Source organism: Streptomyces sp. MspMP-M5 (assembly GCF_000373585.1).
Taxonomy (GTDB): domain Bacteria; phylum Actinomycetota; class Actinomycetes; order Streptomycetales; family Streptomycetaceae; genus Streptomyces.
Genome location: NZ_KB891894.1, coordinates 1 through 16,319 on the forward strand (window position 1 = coordinate 1; position 16,319 = coordinate 16,319).

Consider the following 16,319-nt stretch of genomic DNA (forward strand, 5'->3'; position numbering starts at 1 on the left):
GGGTGGGGGTGGCGAAGGAGGAGCGGAGGAGGGTGAGGAGGTGGGTGGCGGAGGTGTCGTCGAGGAGGGCGCGGGACCAGCGGAGGGCGAGGTGGATGCGGTTGCCGTCGTGGGTGGCGGCGGTGGTGATGCTCAGGCCGCGGGGCATCCGGGCCGGGGCGGAGAACCACACCGCGGTCGCCCGGCCGCCCGTTTCGCCGAAGTCGAGGGGGTACGGGACGCGGCCGATGTTGGAGACGAGGGCGGTGGGCGACCAGGGGGCGGCGAGGGCGCGGAGGGCGCGGATGAGGGCGCGGCGCGGGCCGATGGGGAGGGGGAGGGAGGTCAGCAGGGTTGCGGGCAGGCCGAGTTGGGAGTGCGGGGTGGCCGATTTGAGGGCGCGGGTGCGGGCGGCGGTCTGGTGGAGGAGGCGCGTGAGGGGTGGGGGCGGGGGTGAAGGTGGGGGGAAGGGGACTTGGGTGAGGCGGGTGCCGTTGCCGATGGGCATGTGGGGGCCGCGTGGTCGGTCGTCGACGGGCATGGTGAGCACGACGGGGGCGGTGGGGCGGTGGTGGTGGAGTGGGTGGAGTTGGTTCCAGCGGGTCGCCATCAGGTAGGTGGCGACGAGGAGTTGGTCGTTGATGGTGTAGGGGGGACGGGGGGTTTGGTCGGTGGGGCGCGGGGTGCGGGCGGGGAGGGGGAGGTCGGTGAGGAGCAGGCCGTTGCCGGTGGGCGGGGCGGTGGCCGTTGTCGCGGTGTGGTCGGGGGCGAGGCGGGCCGGGCGGGTGAGGGGGTTGGGGCGGGAGAGGAGTGAGGGAAGAGGCCGGGGCACGTCGAGCGGAGGCACGAGTGGAGGCAGGGGCGCGTCGGGGGCACCGGTGTACAGCTCGGCGGCGGTGGCCAGGATGCGGAGGCAGGCAGGGGCGTCCAGGGCGGTGTGGTGGACGGTGAGCAGCAGCACGGTGCCGCCGGTGTCTACGGTGCCGCCGGTGTCTCCGGTGGGGGTGTGACCGCCGGTGGAGGTGTGGCCGCCGGTGGGGGATGGCTCGATCACCTCCAGGCGGAGGGGTGGTGAGGCGTCCAGGGGAGGGCATGCGGTGAGTGCGCGGGACCGGGCGTGGGTGAGGGCGTCGGGGCCTGGGGGCGGGAAGGCGACCGGGTCCACGTCCGGGGTCGGGGTGAGTTGCCAGGTGTAGTGGCGGTGCCACCAGCGGGTCGGCATCTGGCGCATCAGGACGCGTGGATGGCGGGCGAGGGCCTGGTGGAAGGCGGTGCGTAGCCGTTCGTGGTCGAGTCGGCCGGGGAGGTGCACTTCTATGTGGACGGTCTCTGGTTCGGCGTCCTCCAGGCAGTGGCGGGAGATCTCGTCCACGAGGGGGAACGGGATGCGGATGCCGGCGGGGAGGCGGATGCCGGCGGGGAGGCGGATGCCGGCGGGGAGGCGGGCGCCGTCCCGTGCCTGCGGCGGGTCGTGGCGGGCCGGTTGGCGGGCGGTCATTCTGGCCCACCTGCGTCCTGCTGGGGCGACATGGCTGCGTCCTCCTGCGGTGGCCGTCCCGCGCCTTCCCAGGGTGGCCCGCCGGCGTTCTCCTGGGGCGGTCCCGCCGTGCCCTCCCGGGCCGGCCGTGCGGAGTCAGTCGCGGGCCTGGGCCCGGACCCGGGCCCGGACGCATTTCCGGCAGCGGTGGCGCTGATTGTGGCCGTCGGCGAGGTGACGGTGACGACCGCCGCCGTGAGTGCCAGGAGGGCCAGGGCCTGGGCGAGGGGGCTGAAGGCGCCCGTGCGATCGGCGACGGGGTGGCCCGCGCCGACGGCCGCCGTGATGCCGGCCGCGAGCATCGCGGTGCCCGCCAGCGGTACCAGCGCCCGCGGCCGGAGCCGGGCCACCAGGGCCAGCGGTACGACGATCAGCGCGTACGGGCCGGCGGCCAGGGCCAGCACCGCCGTGAGGGCCAGCGTGCCCAGAACCCAGGACGGGGCGGGCGGTTGCTGCGCAGTGGGCGGCGGGGCCGGTGGGGTGCGGCGCGGGCGGCGGATCAGGGCGGAGGTGAGGAGTGCGGCGATGCCCAGGGCGCCGGCGATCAGGCCCAGGTCGTAGAAGGTGGCCGGGGCGTAGGAGAGCGTGACGGTGCCGCCGGCGCCGGCCGGGACGAGGAACGCCTGCTGCCAGCCGTCCACGCGGAGCGGGGTGAGTTCCCGGCCGTCGAGGGTGGCGTGCCAGCCGTCGTTGGCGTTCTCGTGGAGCTGGAGGTAGGCGGCCTGGCCGGCGCCGATGGTGACGGTGCGGTGGTCGCCGGACCAGTCCTTGGCGGCGACCGTCCGTGCCGCCGCCTCAGCGGTCCTGCCGGAGTGCTGACCGCCGGAGGACTGGCCGTCGGCGGACCGACCGTCGGAGGACCGACCGCCGACGGCAGCGCGAGTGGGAGCGGGAGAGAAGCCCCGCGCCCCCGCACTCGCCTCTCCGGTTTCTCCGGTATCTCTGGTCTTTCCGATCTCTGCAGTCCCTCCCGTCTCTCCCCTCTCCAGCCTCACATCCGTAAGTACCAGTGCACCCTGGTCGCCGGCCTCCACGCGGTGTTGGCCGGCGCGGAGGAGGAGTTGGCTGTCGGGGGCGGCGGGGCCGCAGGGGCGGACGGTGACGGGGCGGCGGTCGGTGAGGTCGCGGACGTGTCCGGCGGCCTCGGTGGCGTAGAGGATGCCGTCGACGGCGAGCACGGGGCCCTTGCCGCAGGGGAGGGCGAAGCGCTTGGCGGGGTCCGGGCGGGGGGTGCGGTAGGCGTCGAGGGCGGGGACGTAGACCTCGCTGAGGCCGACGGGGAGTTGGAGGGGCTGGCCGGCGAGGGGGTTGCTGAGGGTGAGTTCCTTGACCTTGCTGATGGTGATGTCGAGGCGGTCGGTGGTGATCGCATCGAAGCGGGCCAGGCCGTTGTCGTCGACGCCGGCGGTGGCCGCTCCGTAGGGCGAGTCGAGCTGGATCTGTTCGGGGCGGGTGGAGATGCCGCCGGCGGCCGCCAGGACGATCCGGTCGATCTTCTTCTTGCCGGGCCAGCGCAGGTGGAGGGTGGGTTTGGCGCCGGCGATCCAGGCCGTCGTCAGGTCGCCGTCGACGAGGTTGCGGGGGCTGAGGGAGCGGCCGAAGCCGAAGCTGGTGGAGTCGGCGGTGGCGGTGATCCGGTCCTTCTGTTCGGGGGCGACCTGGTCCAGGAGCCGGTCGAGGGCGCTGCCGGGGACGGCGAGCGCGCTGCCGGTCACGGTGTACGGGGCGGTGCGGCCGGTGCTGAACTGGCGATGCAGGCCGGTCTCGGCCGAGGCGGGTGAGAGGCCGCCCGGGTCGCTGCCCCGGTGGAGGGAGACGATTTCGGAGGGGGCGTCGGACTTCGCGGCGTCGGTGGGGAGTTGGAGCAGCCGGGTGACCTGGACGCCGGGGACGGAGATCTCGGTGAAGCCGGCGCCGGAGAGGCCGGTGCGCGGGCTCTGCGAGCCCAGGATGGTGAGTTGGAGCCAGGTGGCCCTGCCGGGCGGGGCCTTGATCCGCTGGCGGGTGCCGTCGGGGCGGAGGGTGCTGTCGGCGCTGCCGCGGTCGGTCCGGACGCGGACGGCGGTGGGGGCGGCGCGCAGCCCGTCGCCGGGGAGCGGGGTGACAAAGAGGTGGGCGGGGATGTCGGTGGGCGTGGTGAAGGTGACGCGGATCCACTGGCCGACGGGGTTGCCGGCGCTGCCCTCGGCCCAGGCGGTGTCGGGGTTGCCGTCGAAGGCGTTGACGGGGTCGTACTGCGGCAGGTGGAAGAGCCAGTTGCCGCTGGAGGAGGCGGTGACGGCGGCGGCGCCGCGCAGGACGGCGGTGGTCTGGTGCGCGATGCCGGAGGCCGGGAGGATCTGCCGGGGTGGTCGGCCGGGGTCCTGGAGGCTGCCGGGGAGGTTGGTCTCGTCGGCGGTGTAGGTGTACGAGGTGTTGCTGTTGACCAGGCCGAAGCGGGTGTCGGCGCGGCGCAGCCCGTCGGCGGTGAGCTGGAGCGGTGGGGTGCCGATGCCGGGGTGGCGGTCGCCGGTGAGGACGGTGGGCCGGTCGCGCAGTGAGGGGTCGGCGGCGAGCTGGAGGAGGGCTTCCGGGCCGCCGCTGAGCTGGGCGGTGGCCGCGGCGGCGGGGGCGGTGACGGGGCCGGGTTCGGGGACGCCCTGCGGCCGGTAGATCTCCACGGAGCGCTGCCGCGGGTAGAGGCCCTGGACCTGGAGGGGGGCCTCGGCGGGGATGCGGCCGCCGGTGGTGAGCGGCCCGAAGGCGGCGGTCTTGCGGTAGCCGGACGCCTCCAGGGTGCGTGCGACGGTCTGCGGGGGGACGTAGCCGATCTGGTCGGGGTCGAGGTCGTTGCGGACCACGACGTCGTGGATGCCGGCCCGGTGCAGGTAGTCGCGCAGGCCGGGGACCTCGGCGCCGGTGAGCAGGGCCTGTTCGACGGCGTCCAGGGCGCGGCGGGAGCCGGGGGTGCCGAACGGCACGAAGTCGCGCTGCGCCCAGGGGGAGCGGGCGAGCACGTCGAGGGGGTCGTCGATGGGGGAGCCCCAGGTGAACAGGCCGTGTGCGGTGGCGGGGACGACCAGGGCGCGGCTGCCGTGGGTGTGGGTCTTCAGCCAGCCGGCGGTCTGCTGCCAGTAGGCGGGGAGGTGGGTGAAGGCGCCGGGCTGGAGGACGTCGCCGTTGAGGTAGGGCAGGGCGAGGGCGGGCAGGACGAGCACCGCGGCGACGGCGGCGGGCAGCCGGCGGGCGGCCGGGCGGGTGGCGCGCCGCCCGGTGCCCGTCCACCGGACGGCGGCCAGTAGGTGGGCCAGCCCCAGGGCGAGTGCCAGGCCGAGGCCGGGGGTGAACTTGTAGATGTTGCGGAACGGGCGCAGCCAGCCGTTCAGCCAGTCCTGCCAGGTGCCGTGCAGGGGGCCGCCGAGGGCGCCGCCGTAGCCGGCCAGGGTGATCAGGGCGATGGTCAGGACGGTGAGCAGCAGCCAGCGGCGTTCGGGCAGGTCGCGGCGGGCCAGGCCGGCCAGGCCGAGGGCGGCGGCGAGTGCCGAGCCGGCGACGGCGGCGGCGTTGCCGGTCAGGGTCCGGCCGGCGGGCAGCCAGGGTTTGCCGAAGTCGAGGTAGCCGACCCAGTTGCCGGCGCCGCGCAGCAGTTCGGTGGCGGACATGGTGCCGGTGGTGGTGTCGGCCTGTTCGATGAACGGCATGAAGTTCTCGCCGTGCAGGCCCAGGAGGAGCAGCGGGATGGTCCACCAGGCGGTGGCCAGGACGACGCCGGGCAGCCATCGGACGAGCAGGGCGCGGCGGCGGGGGCCCGTACGGGAGAGCAGGTACAGCAGGGCGGGCAGCAGGGCGGCCAGGGTGGAGGCCGCGTTGACGCCGCCCATGAAGGGGATCAGCAGGGCCGAACGGGTCGCCGCGGCACGGGCGTCGAGCCGGTGGTCGGTGAGCGGCAGCAGGACCCAGGGCAGCAGGGCGCCGGGCAGGGCGGCGGCGGAGGTGGAGCCGACGACGAGGGTGAAGGCGGGCCACAGGGCGTAGCAGGCGGCGCCCAGCAGCCGGGTGGGCGGGCTGCCGGCGCGGAACCGTTCGGCGAGCCGCAGCGCGCCCCAGAAGGCGGCGGTGACGATCAGCGACATCCACAGCCGCTCGGCGAGCCAGACCGGCAGGTGGACGAGGTGGGCCGCGCCGTAATACGGGAGGGAGGGGAAGGCGTAGCCGATGTACTGGTCGGCGAGGCCGCCGAAGCCGGCCCGGTCGTGCCACATCTGTCCGAGGTCGGTGAGGAACCGCCAGGGGTCGAGGGCCACCCCCAGTTTCGTCTCGAACGTCGTCTTCCCCGGGGAGGGGGCCAGGAACGCGACCAGGACGGCGGCCCAGAAGGCGAACAGCCAGCGCCTGCGCCGGGGTTCGCCGGGCGGTGGCGCGGGGGCGGTGGCCGGGGTGCCGCCGGCGTCGGGCACGCCGGGGGACGGGGACATCTTCAGCGTCTGGGTCATGGCAACCGCCGGAGGATGAGGAGGAGGTTCCAGGTGGCGATCTCGCGGACGCCGGGGAGGCGGGGGATGGTCTCGGCGAGGAACGGCGCGTAGCGGGAGCGGGCGGTGACGACGGCGACGTCGTCCCGGGCGCGGACCTGGCGCAGGGTGGGGCCGATGTGCACGGCGAAGAGGTTCTCGCCCAGGGTGTGTTTGGCGGGGCGGCCGGTGCGCCGGTGGTAGCGGCGGCGGGCCCGCGCGGCGCCGAGGTAGTGCCAGGGTGCGGTCTCGTGGCCGCCCCAGGGGGAGAGCCAGTTGGTGAACGCCACGTAGATCAGGCCGCCGGGGCGGGTGACCCGGACCAGTTCGCTGAGGAAGGTCTGCGGGTCGGCCACGTGCTCCAGGACGTTGGAGGAGAAGCAGACGTCGGCGGCGCCGTCGGCGAGCGGCAGCAGGTAGCCGTCGGCGCGCACCGCGCCGTCGGGGGTCCGGCCGCGGGCGGTGAGTTCGGCGGGGTCGGGTTCGAAGAGGTAGCCGTGGGCGCCGCGGCGGCGGAACTCCTCGGTGAAGTGGCCGCTGCCGCCGCCGACGTCGGCGACCACCGCGCCGCGCAGCGGGACGTACCGTTCGACCTGGTCGGCGGCGTCCCGGGCGAGCAGCCGGTAGCAGTGCCCGGGGTCGGCGGGTTCGTTCAGGAAGGCCCGGAAGAGGGCGAGGGACCTGCGCAGCGAGGGGTCGCGCACGGGGCGGTCACCACCCGGGGAGCGGTCGGAGGTACGCCTCCGCGGCGACAGCCCGGAAGCTGCGGACGGTCCGGCTCCATCTGAAGCGGGCGGCGCGGCCGGCGGCGGCGGCGCCCAGGGCGTGCCGCCGCCGGGCGCTCAGGCCCAGGGTGCACCAGTGCGCGGCGAAGGTGCTCTCGCCGCGGGCCAGCAGCCCGGTGGTGCCGTCCTCGACGGAGTCCCGCAGTCCGGGGATGTCGAAGCCGACGGTGGGGGTGCGGCGGGCGGCGGCCTCCATCACCACCAGGCCCCAGCCCTCGACGAGCGAGGGGTGCAGCAACAGCCAGGCGGAGCAAAGGAGTTGGTGCTTGCGCTGTTCGGATATCCGGCCGGTGAAGGTGACGCCGGGGCCGGCGAGCGCGGTCAGCCGGTCGCGTTCCGGGCCGTCGCCGACGATCACCAGCCGACCGCCGGTGACCGGCCGGACCCGCTCCCACAGCCGCAGCAGCAGGTCGATCCGCTTGTACTCGACGAGCCGGCCCATGGCCAGGAACAGCGGCTCGGGGGCCTCGGGGACGAGCGGGCCGGGCTCCTCGACGCCGTTGTGGACCAGCCGGATCCGGTCCGGTGCGACGCCGAGGTCGTGCAGTGCGGCGGCGGTCGAGTCGGAGACCGCGACCATCAGGTTGCCGCGGTGGGTGCCGGCCAGCGCCCAGTGCTCCAGACGGCGGCCGAGCCGGGCGGCGGGCGCCGGGTAGCGCATCCGCCACAGGTCGGTGTGGACGTGGTTGACCAGGCACAGCGTCGGCCCGCGGTGCCACAGCGGCGCCAGGTACGGCATGCCGTTGCAGACCTCGACCAGCAGATCGCAGCCGCCGGTCCGGCGCGCCAGCTGGCGGGGGACGCGCAGGAAGTGGCCGGCGTCGCCGCCCGCCGACAGGACGCGGTAGCCGTGCTCGGCCGCCTGCCCGCCGCACAGCAGCGTCACCTCGTGGCCGTGGGCGGTGAGCCCGTCGGCGATCCGGTCCACCAGCAGTTCGGAGCCGCCGGCGGCGGGGTTGCCCAGGTCGCGGCGGGCCAGGAAGACGATCCGGCGGGGGAGCGGGGGTGCGGCCGGCGCCGGCGCGGGGGACGCCGACGGAGCGGGCTGAGCAGGCTGAACGGCCGGAAAGGGGACGGGCGGTGCGGCGGTCAGCGGTGGGGAGGGGGGTACATGCTGGGGCATGTGCGATCCAACTCGTCTCAGGGTGCGGTACCGGCGGTGGGGGACGTACTGCGTGCTGAGTCGTGCGGGTCGTGCGGCGCGTCGGGGAGCGGTGGGGGCGGGGGACGGGTCGCGCGGAGCGGTCGGCGGGTGTACGGGACGGACGGTGCGGGGGCGTGCGGGGTGGTACGGGGTCGTGCGGGGGCGTGTTCCCGGTGTGGGAGGCACAGTGTTCGCGGCGGGACGGGCCCGCGGCTACTCACCGGGGTGACAAAATCCGCTCCGGTCCCGCCCGTCACGTCGTCACGCCGCTGAGAACCGGCCACCGGACCGCCGGCCGCGGGCCACCAGCACCCCGGCGGCGACGGCGAGCAGCGCGCCGGCCGTGGCCGCCGCCACCGGCAGGGTCCGCCCGACCAGCGTCAGCTTGTCGCGGTCGGCCCGCGCCAGGGCGGTCTGGGCCCGCCGGGTGGCCGGGGTGAACGCCAGGCGCCGGGCCCGCAGCAGCACCACCGCGTCCCGCCGGGCGCCGGGTGCCCGCAGCGTCTTGACCGGCGCGATCGACGCGTCGACGATCCGCCCGGTGCGCTCCTCGACGACCAGGCTGATCCCGGTGTTCGCGTACCACTCCTCGGCCTGGATCTGGCCCTGTCCGGGCCGGCCGACCAGCCGCCCGGGGACCTGCCGGGTGCCGGTCCGGGTGGCCGGCACGGTCCCGGTGAAGCGGTAGCCGGTGATCCCCGGCAGCCGCACGGTGCCGGCGAAGCGGAGCGGGACGGCCGCGCCGAGGGTGTCGTCCCACCAGCGGTAGGTCCTCTTCTCCAGCGCGAAGGGGAACTTGAGGTAGGCGTCCCCGTCGAAGCGGGTGGGGTACTCCCCGCAGCAGTGCACCGGGGCGTTGCTGCGCCGGTCGGTGACCCAGCGGCCGGTGGTCCACTGGAACGACCGGCGCGGGTCCGCGAGCGGCAGCGTCCGCGGGGTGTCCACCGTCGTGGACACGTCCCAGACCGCCCGCCCGCTCCGCCCGCTCGCCGCGACATCGCCCAGTACGTGCCGGGTGACGGTGATCCGCTGCCCGTCGCGGGTGGTCAGCGCGCCGGCGTCGAAGTAGCTGCCGGTGCCGGTGAAGACGGTGGTGACGTCCACGTCCACGGGGGTGACCGCGGCCCGCGGCGTCACGTACCAGGCCAGCAGCGCGGCCAGCACCAGCAGGAACACCCCGGCGCCCAGGAGGGCCAGGGAGAGCGGCGAGGCGGTGCGGGCGGCGGGCGCGGGGGCCGCGGGGGACGCCGCGGAACGGCCGGAATATCTGGATCGGCGCATACGAGCACTCCTGGAAGCGGTGGGGGAACACGCCCTGGTGCACGTGCGGCGCCGCGACGCGGCGTCATGGGCCGGGAACGTAAGCGAACCCTTGACAGCGCGTCAATGCCCTTCCACACTCGGCAGGCACCACGACCGAAGCGGCGCCGCGCGGTGGGAACGCGGCACCGCCGCCGGTCCTCCGAGCCGTCGCACCCCGCGGGCCGCGGGGCCGCAGGGCCGCCCGCACCGCGGCCGTACGCCTGTCGACTGCCGACGTCCTCGCTGTTGCCGCTCTCCGGTACCGGTTCGTGCCGTTCGCCCGGTACCGGCTGCCGACGAAGGGATCGCCGCGCCATGCACCGCACGCTCGCCGCCGCGCTGACCGCGCTGGCCGCCGCCGCCCTGGCCGTGGGCGCCGCGCTGGGCATCGTCGCCGCCCTGCAGGCCACCCCCGAGCAACCGAACGTGCCACTGGTGACCTTCGGCCGGCCCGGCGCGTAGGGGGCCGCATCGTGGTGACCGCGGTCCGCTCGGCCTGGCAGGAGGTGCCGCCCCATCAGGTGCACCGGTTCGCCGCCCTCGCCCTGGAGGAAGTCCCCGCGCTGGCGCAGGAGATCTTCCGCGAGATCCGCCGGGAGTACCCCCGACTGCCGCTGGTCCCCGACGAGTCGGGGGAGCCGCGGGCCCTGGTCGGCATCCGCCAGTCCCTGGAGCACTTCGTCGCGCACCTCACCGCCGCACCGGACCGGCCGCACGTCCACCCGCGCGTCTTCCAGGAGTTCGGCCGCGGCGAGGTCCTCCAGGGCCGCAGCCTGGACGCCCTCCAGGCGATCTACCGGCTGGGGGTGCGGCTGGCCTGGCGGCGGCTGGCGGGGATCGGCCAGCAGGTCGCCATTCCCGCGCCCGCCATGTACGAACTGGCCGAGTCCGGCTTCGAGTACCTCGACGGGCTGGTCGCCGAATCCGTCCGCGGCTATGCGGAGGCCGCCGCCCGCCAGGCCGGCGAACGCCTCCGGATGCAGCGCCGCCTGATGGACCAGCTGTTCGCGGAGCCGGAACCGTACACCCGGGAGGGGACGCGTCGCGGGACGGGCGGTGTGGCGTACGGGCCGGCGTCCGACGCCACGTCCGGCCGTGCCTCCGGGTCCGCGTCCGGCCGTGCCTCTGGGGTCGCCGCCACGCCCGGCACCGCCTCCCTCCGCGCTGCCGGGCCCGGTGGGCTTCCCACGGCGTCGCCTCCGCCCGCCCACGGGGCCGGGGGCCCGTCCGACGGCCGGCACGGGCACGGGAACCCCCACCCCCAACTCGCCGAACGCGCCCGGCTGCTCGGCTGGCCGCTGCCCGAACGGGTCGCGGTGGCGGTGCTGCTGCGCCCGGACCGGGAGGCGGTCGCGCCCGCGGTGGCCGACGGGATCCTGCTGGACATGGAGTGCGAACGGCCCCGGCTGGTGGTGCCGGACCCGGACGCCCCGGGCCGCCGCGAGCTGCTGGCCCGCGCCGCGGCCGGCTGGTCGGGCGCCATCGGCCCCGCCGTGCCGCTGCCGGACGCCGGGAAGTCGCTGCGCTGGGCGGCCTCCGCGGTCGACCTGATGGAGCGCGGACTGCTGCCCGCCGGCGAACTCCTGCAGTGCACCGAGCACACCGAGGCACTGGTCCTGCTGCCGCCCGGCGAACTGATCGAGGACCTCACCCGCCGCCGGCTCGCCCCGCTCGACCACTGCGGCCCCACCCACGGCCGCCGCCTGGCCGAGACTTTGCTCGCCTGGCTGGAGACCCGCGGCGGCGCCCCCGAGATCGCCGCCCGCCTCGGCGTCCACCCGCAGACCGTCCGCTACCGCCTTCGCCAGATCCGCGAACTGTGGGGCCCCGACGTCGACGATCCCGACCGCCGCTTCGAACTCGAACTCGTCCTCCGGGCACGGCGGTTGCGCGGCGAACTGGGGTAGCCGGCCGGGGCTCAGGAACCCGTCAGGACGACCAGCTGCCGGGTCGCCCGGGTCATCGCGACATAGCGGTCCACCGCCCCCTCGATCCCCTCGCCGAACGTCTCCGGCTCGACGAGCACGACCAGGTCGAATTCGAGCCCCTTCGACAGCTCCGGAGTCAGCGACCGGACCCGGGGCCGCTCCCGGAACGCGGGCGCGCCGATGACGCACGCCGTCCCGTCGTCGTGCCCGGCGAGCCAGCCGTCGAGGACGGAGTCCAGCTCCGCGACGTGCCCGTGGACGACGGGGACACCGCTGCTGCGGATGGAGACCGGCACGTTCGCGTCCGGCAGCGCGGCCCGGATGACCGGCTCGGCCGCCGCCATCACCTCTTCCGGCGTCCGGTAGTTGATGCTCAGGGACGCCACCTCGATCCGGTCGAGCCCGATCCGTTCGAGCCGCTCCCGCCACGACTCGGTGAAGCCGTGCCGGGCCTGGGCCCGGTCCCCGACGATGGTGAAGCTCCGGGACGGGCAGCGCAGCAGCAGCATCTGCCACTCGGCGTCGGTCAGTTCCTGGGCCTCGTCGACGACGATGTGCGCGAAGGGGCCGGCGAGCCGGTCCGGGTCGGTTCCGGGCAGCGCGTCTTCGTCGATCAGGGTGTCCTGCAGGTCGCGGCCGCGCAGCATCGTCACCGCGCCCTCCCCGTCGGCGTCGGCCGCGACGATGTCGTCGATCACGTCGGCCATACGGGCGCGTTCGGCGGCGACGGCGGCCCGGTGCCGGCGCTTGCGCCGGGCCGTCTCCGGGTCGCCGAGCCGCTGCCGGGCCGCGTCCAGCAGCGGCAGGTCGGACACCGTCCACGCCTGGGGCGCCGCCTTGCGCTGGAGCCTGCGCACCGCGTCGCGGTCGAGCCAGGGCGCACACATCCGCAGATACGCCGGCACCGACCACAGGTCCCCTACGAGGTCGGCCGCCTCCAGCAGCGGCCAGGCGCGGTTGAGCGTGCCGACCAGCTCCTCGTCGTGCCGCAGTGACCTGCGGAGCCGGTCGGGCGAGATGCCGCTGTCGTCGCCGCCGAGCTTGTCCAGCAGGATCGCGACCAGCTCGTCCCAGATCTGCTCGCGCGCCTCGTTGTGCGGAGTGCCCGGGTCCGGCGCGTCGAACGCCTCGGCCCAGTCGTCGGCGCTCAGCCGGACGTCGGCCCAGTCGGTCGTGACGGTCATGCCCTCGGTGGGCGGCTCCTCGTAGAACCGCACGGCCGTCTCGATCGCCCGCACCATGTCCGCGGACGACTTCAGCCGGGCCACCTCCGGATCGGCCTCGTCGGCCGCGCCGGCCCCCTCGGCGACGAGGTCCCGCAGCGTGCAGATCTGCACGCCCTCCTCCCCGAGACTGGGCAGCACGTCGGCGACATAGGCGAGATAGGGCTGGTGCGGGCCGACGAACAGCACGCCGCCCCTGCGGTGCCCGAGGCGGGGGTCGGAGTAGAGGAGGTAGGCGGAGCGGTGCAGCGCGACGACGGTCTTGCCCGTGCCGGGGCCGCCGTCGACGACCAGTGCGCCGCGGGAGCCCGCCCGGATGACGGCGTCCTGGTCGGCCTGGATGGTGGTGAGCACCTCGCGCATCCGGGGCGACCGGCTGCCGCCCAGGCTGGCGATGAAGGCGGACTGGTCGTCGAGCGCGGCATGCCGTTCCCGCCCGTCGGCGGTGAACACCTCGTCCCAGTAGTCGCTGATCCGGCCACCCGTCCAGCGGTATCTGCGGCGGCTGGCCAGCCCCATGGGGTGGGCGTGGGTGGCCGCGAAGAACGGTTCGGCGGCGGGGGAGCGCCAGTCGAGCAGCAGCCGGCGTCCCGCGCTGTCGGTGAGGCCGAGCCGTCCGACGTACACCGGCTCGGGGTCGTCGGCGCGGACCATGTGGCCGAGGCACAGGTCGAGGCCGAAGCGGCGCAGGGCGCGCAGCCGGCCGGTCAGCCGGTGGATCTCCAGGTCCCGGTCCATGGCCTGCCGGCCGGCGCCGCCGGGCGCCCGGCGCTCCGCGTCGAGGCGGTCGGACAGTTCGGCGACGGCCTGATCGAGGCTCTCCGCGAGGGCCGCGAAGTGCTTCTCGTCGCCGCCGATCAGCGCCGGGTCGCCCTTGGACGCGAGCCGCTCGGGAAGCCCGAACGCGCTGGTGGTCAGCGAACTCATGCGAGCACCCCCGCTCCCGGGGCCGTCGTGCTCCGGGAGTGCGCCGACGCGCACACCCGTGTCTGCGCCTCCGCCGTCTTCGCCGTCTCCGCCGCCTTGGTCTCCGCGGCGCCGAGCGACCGCCGCGGCAGCGCGAGCCGCCCCGTCACGGGCCCGACGCCGGCCCTCCACCCCAAGTCAGGCAATACCACACGCACTTCGCGAGCCCCCGTTTCCGCAGCTACCGGTTCAGGCCAGCGATTGTGCGGCACGACCGGGGCCTTGCCGCAAGGCCCCCTGTGCGCTATACGTTGAGAGTGGCGAGGAGCGCGAAGTCTCCTTGCCTTTTCTTGTGCGTGTGCTTGTGCGTGCGGAATACCTCCCCTCCCCGCCGCGTTGTGGCCCCGCAGGGGGCGCGCGCATCCCCTACACGGGCTGCACACCGTCGTGCTGTGCACCGCGGGTGTGATGGCCGCGGCGGCCGTCCTGGCGGTGGCGTTGCTGCGCGGTATGGGGACGGCGCGGGACGCGGCGAAGACGGGGGAGAGGGCGGCGACGGGGGAGTCGGGGGCGGCGACGGGCGGTGCCTCCGACTCCCCCGTCGCCGTCAACTGACGTCAGCTGAAGTCGAATTCCCCGGTGCGGGTCCGCTTCAGCTCGAAGAACCGGTCGTAGCCGGCGAGCAGCCGGGCGCCGTCGAAGACCCGCACCGCGTCCTCGCCCCGTGGGATCGACATCAGGACCGGGCCGAAGAAGGCCACCCCGTCGATGTGGATCGTGGGCGTGCCGACGTCCTCGCCGACCGGGTCCATGCCCTCGTGGTGGCTCTTGCGCAGCGCGTCGTCGTAGGCGTCCGTCTCCGCGGCGCGCGCCAGTCCGGCGGGCAGTCCGACCTCGGCGAGCGCCTCCTCGATGACGGTCGCGGTGTCCTCCCGGCCCTCCTTGTGGATACGGGTGCCGAGCGCGGTGTACAGGTCGCGCAGCACCTCCTCCCCGTGCTCCTGGGCAGCCGCGATGCACACCCGCACCGGACCCCAGCCGGCGTCCAGCAGTTCGCGGTACTTCTCGGGGAGGTTCTCGCGGCCCTCGTTGAGCACGGACAGGCTCATCACCCGGAACCGCAGGTCGATGTCCCGCCGGCGCTCCACCTCCAGGATCCAGCGGGAGGAGATCCAGGCGAACGGGCAGATGGGGTCGAAGTAGAAGTCAACGGAGTGCCGGGTGGGGCTCTGGTGCGTCATGCGGTCCAGATTAGGGCGTCACCGGCCCGGCCGACTGGGACACTCCGCCGCCGTATGCCTGGGCCAATCCGGCCACCTGTGCCGCCGGCCGCCACCCCCACCGCCTGGCCTACGCGGCCCTCCGGCCTCGGCCCGCTTCCCGGCCTACCGCGCCCTGCCGGCCTTCCCGGTGTTGCGTGCGGGCTCGTCCTCGTCCGCGCCCTCGTCCGCTTCCGGTTCGACGCCCAGCATCCGCTGGAGCAGTTCCTTGAGCAGGGTGCGCTCGGCGACCGTCAGCCGGCCGAGCGGCTGGCGGGCGAAGTCCAGCGACGTGCGCAGCCGTTCGGCCGTCTCCCGGCCGTCCGGGGTCGGCACGGCCAGCTTGACCCGGCGGTCGGCGGGATCGGGGCGGCGCTCCACCAGGCCGCGGGACTCCAGGCGGTCCACGATGCCGGTCACGTTGGACGGCTCGCACTTCAGGCACTGGGCGAGCTTGCGCATCGGCATCGGCTCCATCACCAGCATCCTCAGCAGCCGGGCCTGGGCGCCCGTGAGGGAGTGCTCGGCCGCGGCGCGCTCGTACTCCTCGTGGTAGCGGGCGACGACGGTGCCGATGAGATCGACCACCTCGACGGTCAGCGGGTCTGGGCGCGCAGTCATAGACACAGGATACCCAATTGCTTGACAAGATGAAATATTCAGCTGCATCATTGTTTCAGCATCTGAAGCATTTGGAGGATCACGCTCATGTCCGCACCGCTGCCGACGACCAGCCGCGAATGGCACCTCGTCGCCCGCCCGCAGGGCTGGCCCACCCCCGACGACTTCGCGCTCCGTGAGGCTGCGCTGCCCGATCTCGCCGACGGCCAGATCCTCGTCAAGAACCTCTACTTCTCCGTCGACCCGTACATGCGCGGCCGGATGAACGACGTGAAGTCCTACGTCCCGCCCTTCCAGCTGGACCAGCCGATGGACGGCGGCGCGATCGGCGAGGTCCTCGCCTCGCGGGCCGACGGCTTCGCGCCCGGTGACCACGTCCTGCACGGCCTCGGCTGGCGCGAGCACGCCGTCCTCGGCGCCGACCGCGTCGCCAAGGTGGACGCCTCGCTCGCCCCGCTCACCGCCTACCTCGGCGTCCTCGGCATGCCCGGCCTGACCGCGTACGCGGGCCTGCTGGCGGTCGCCGAGTTCAAGGAGGGCGAGGCCGTCTTCGTGTCCGGTGCGGCCGGCGCGGTGGGCAGCCAGGTCGGGCAGATCGCCCGCCTCAAGGGCGCCTCCCGGGTCATCGGCTCCGCCGGCTCCGACGAGAAGGTCCGGCTGCTCACCGAGGAGTACGGCTTCGACGCCGCCTTCAACTACAAGAACGGCGACGTCACCGAGCAGCTCAAGGCCGCCGCCCCCGACGGCATCGACGTCTACTTCGACAACGTCGGTGGCGAACACCTCGAAGCCGCCATCAGCACGCTCAACGTCCACGGCCGCGCCGCCATCTGCGGCATGATCTCGATGTACAACGCCACCGAGCCGAGCTGCGCTCCGCGCAACCTCCCCATGGTGATCGGCAAGCGCCTCCGCCTGGAGGGCCTGCTGGTCAGCGACCACCAGGCGCTCCAGCCGCAGTTCGTCGAGGAGGTCTCCGCCTGGATCCGCTCCGGCGAGCTGAAGTACAGCGAGACCAAGGTCTCCGGCATCGAGAACGGCGTCGAGGCGTTCCTCGGCCTGCTCCGCGGCACCAACACCGGCAAGATGATCGTGAGCCTGGCGGACTGAGACCGGCGCTTGGACGGAGCCGGGAGACCGGGAGG

At 74.7% G+C, this 16,319-nt stretch carries 12 protein-coding genes; 4 read left to right on the plus strand and 8 right to left on the minus strand.

The window, feature by feature from the left end; genetic code table 11:
• The 5 genes from B073_RS40390 to B073_RS0118865 form a co-directional block, all read right to left on the minus strand.
• Window positions 1-1,477, minus strand: a 1,477-nt coding sequence (locus B073_RS40390) for a hypothetical protein (protein ID WP_018539639.1), incomplete at its 3' end; no start/stop codon positions are given.
• Window positions 1,474-5,988 carry an alpha-(1->3)-arabinofuranosyltransferase domain-containing protein gene (locus B073_RS0118850; RefSeq protein ID WP_018539640.1) on the minus strand — a complete coding sequence of 1,505 codons (4,515 nt, stop codon included), beginning with the start codon at window positions 5,986-5,988 and terminating at the stop codon, window positions 1,474-1,476. The genes B073_RS0118850 and B073_RS40390, both read right to left, overlap by 4 nt.
• A complete protein-coding gene (locus B073_RS0118855; RefSeq protein ID WP_018539641.1) occupies window positions 5,985-6,710 on the minus strand; it encodes a class I SAM-dependent methyltransferase in 726 nt (241 codons plus the stop codon). Before B073_RS0118855 ends, B073_RS0118850 begins: the two co-directional genes overlap by 4 nt.
• Window positions 6,711-6,717: 7 nt before the next feature.
• Complete coding sequence (locus tag B073_RS0118860) at window positions 6,718-7,914, minus strand: glycosyltransferase family 4 protein (RefSeq protein ID WP_018539642.1); 1,197 nt, start codon at window positions 7,912-7,914, stop codon at window positions 6,718-6,720.
• A gap of 282 nt (window positions 7,915-8,196) precedes the next feature.
• Complete coding sequence (locus B073_RS0118865; RefSeq protein ID WP_018539643.1) at window positions 8,197-9,216, minus strand: DUF3068 domain-containing protein; 1,020 nt, start codon at window positions 9,214-9,216, stop codon at window positions 8,197-8,199.
• Between the two features lie 336 nt (window positions 9,217-9,552).
• Between B073_RS0118865 and B073_RS47210 the strand changes: the two genes are divergently transcribed.
• Window positions 9,553-9,699, plus strand: coding sequence for a hypothetical protein (locus B073_RS47210; RefSeq protein WP_018539644.1), 147 nt, complete (start codon window positions 9,553-9,555; stop codon window positions 9,697-9,699).
• An 11-nt stretch (window positions 9,700-9,710) separates the two neighbouring features.
• A complete protein-coding gene (locus B073_RS0118875) occupies window positions 9,711-11,144 on the plus strand; it encodes a PucR family transcriptional regulator (RefSeq protein WP_018539645.1) in 1,434 nt (477 codons plus the stop codon).
• Between the two features lie 11 nt (window positions 11,145-11,155).
• Here B073_RS0118875 and helR read toward each other — a convergent pair whose 3' ends face one another.
• Window positions 11,156-13,315, minus strand: coding sequence for an RNA polymerase recycling motor ATPase HelR (helR, locus tag B073_RS0118880; RefSeq protein ID WP_018539646.1), 2,160 nt, complete (start codon window positions 13,313-13,315; stop codon window positions 11,156-11,158).
• Window positions 13,316-13,741: 426 nt separating this feature from the next.
• On the opposite strand from helR, the gene B073_RS0118890 reads away from it, so the two are divergent.
• A complete protein-coding gene (locus tag B073_RS0118890) occupies window positions 13,742-13,909 on the plus strand; it encodes a hypothetical protein (protein ID WP_158690155.1) in 168 nt (55 codons plus the stop codon).
• Between the two features lie 2 nt (window positions 13,910-13,911).
• Here B073_RS0118890 and B073_RS0118895 read toward each other — a convergent pair whose 3' ends face one another.
• Entirely contained in the window at window positions 13,912-14,535 is a 624-nt protein-coding gene (locus B073_RS0118895) for a DSBA oxidoreductase (protein WP_018539649.1), read from the minus strand.
• A 144-nt stretch (window positions 14,536-14,679) separates the two neighbouring features.
• Window positions 14,680-15,174, minus strand: a complete 495-nt coding sequence (locus B073_RS0118900; protein ID WP_018539650.1) for a MarR family winged helix-turn-helix transcriptional regulator — start codon at window positions 15,172-15,174, stop codon at window positions 14,680-14,682.
• Between the two features lie 87 nt (window positions 15,175-15,261).
• On the opposite strand from B073_RS0118900, the gene B073_RS0118905 reads away from it, so the two are divergent.
• A complete protein-coding gene (locus B073_RS0118905; protein ID WP_018539651.1) occupies window positions 15,262-16,284 on the plus strand; it encodes an NADP-dependent oxidoreductase in 1,023 nt (340 codons plus the stop codon).
• The last annotated feature ends 35 nt before the right edge of the window (window positions 16,285-16,319 follow it).

Excerpts from the sequence above, each read along its gene's own strand:
- B073_RS0118860 (WP_018539642.1), bottom strand. The coding sequence starts at position 7,914 with ATGCCCCAGCATGTACCCCCCTCCCCACCGCTGACCGCCGCACCGCCC.
- B073_RS0118895 (WP_018539649.1), bottom strand. The coding sequence starts at position 14,535 with ATGACGCACCAGAGCCCCACCCGGCACTCCGTTGACTTCTACTTCGAC.
- helR (WP_018539646.1), bottom strand. The coding sequence starts at position 13,315 with ATGAGTTCGCTGACCACCAGCGCGTTCGGGCTTCCCGAGCGGCTCGCG.
- B073_RS0118850 (WP_018539640.1), bottom strand. The coding sequence starts at position 5,988 with ATGACCCAGACGCTGAAGATGTCCCCGTCCCCCGGCGTGCCCGACGCC.
- B073_RS0118905 (WP_018539651.1), top strand. The coding sequence starts at position 15,262 with ATGTCCGCACCGCTGCCGACGACCAGCCGCGAATGGCACCTCGTCGCC.
- B073_RS0118865 (WP_018539643.1), bottom strand. The coding sequence starts at position 9,216 with ATGCGCCGATCCAGATATTCCGGCCGTTCCGCGGCGTCCCCCGCGGCC.
- B073_RS0118900 (WP_018539650.1), bottom strand. The coding sequence starts at position 15,174 with ATGACTGCGCGCCCAGACCCGCTGACCGTCGAGGTGGTCGATCTCATC.
- B073_RS47210 (WP_018539644.1), top strand. The coding sequence starts at position 9,553 with ATGCACCGCACGCTCGCCGCCGCGCTGACCGCGCTGGCCGCCGCCGCC.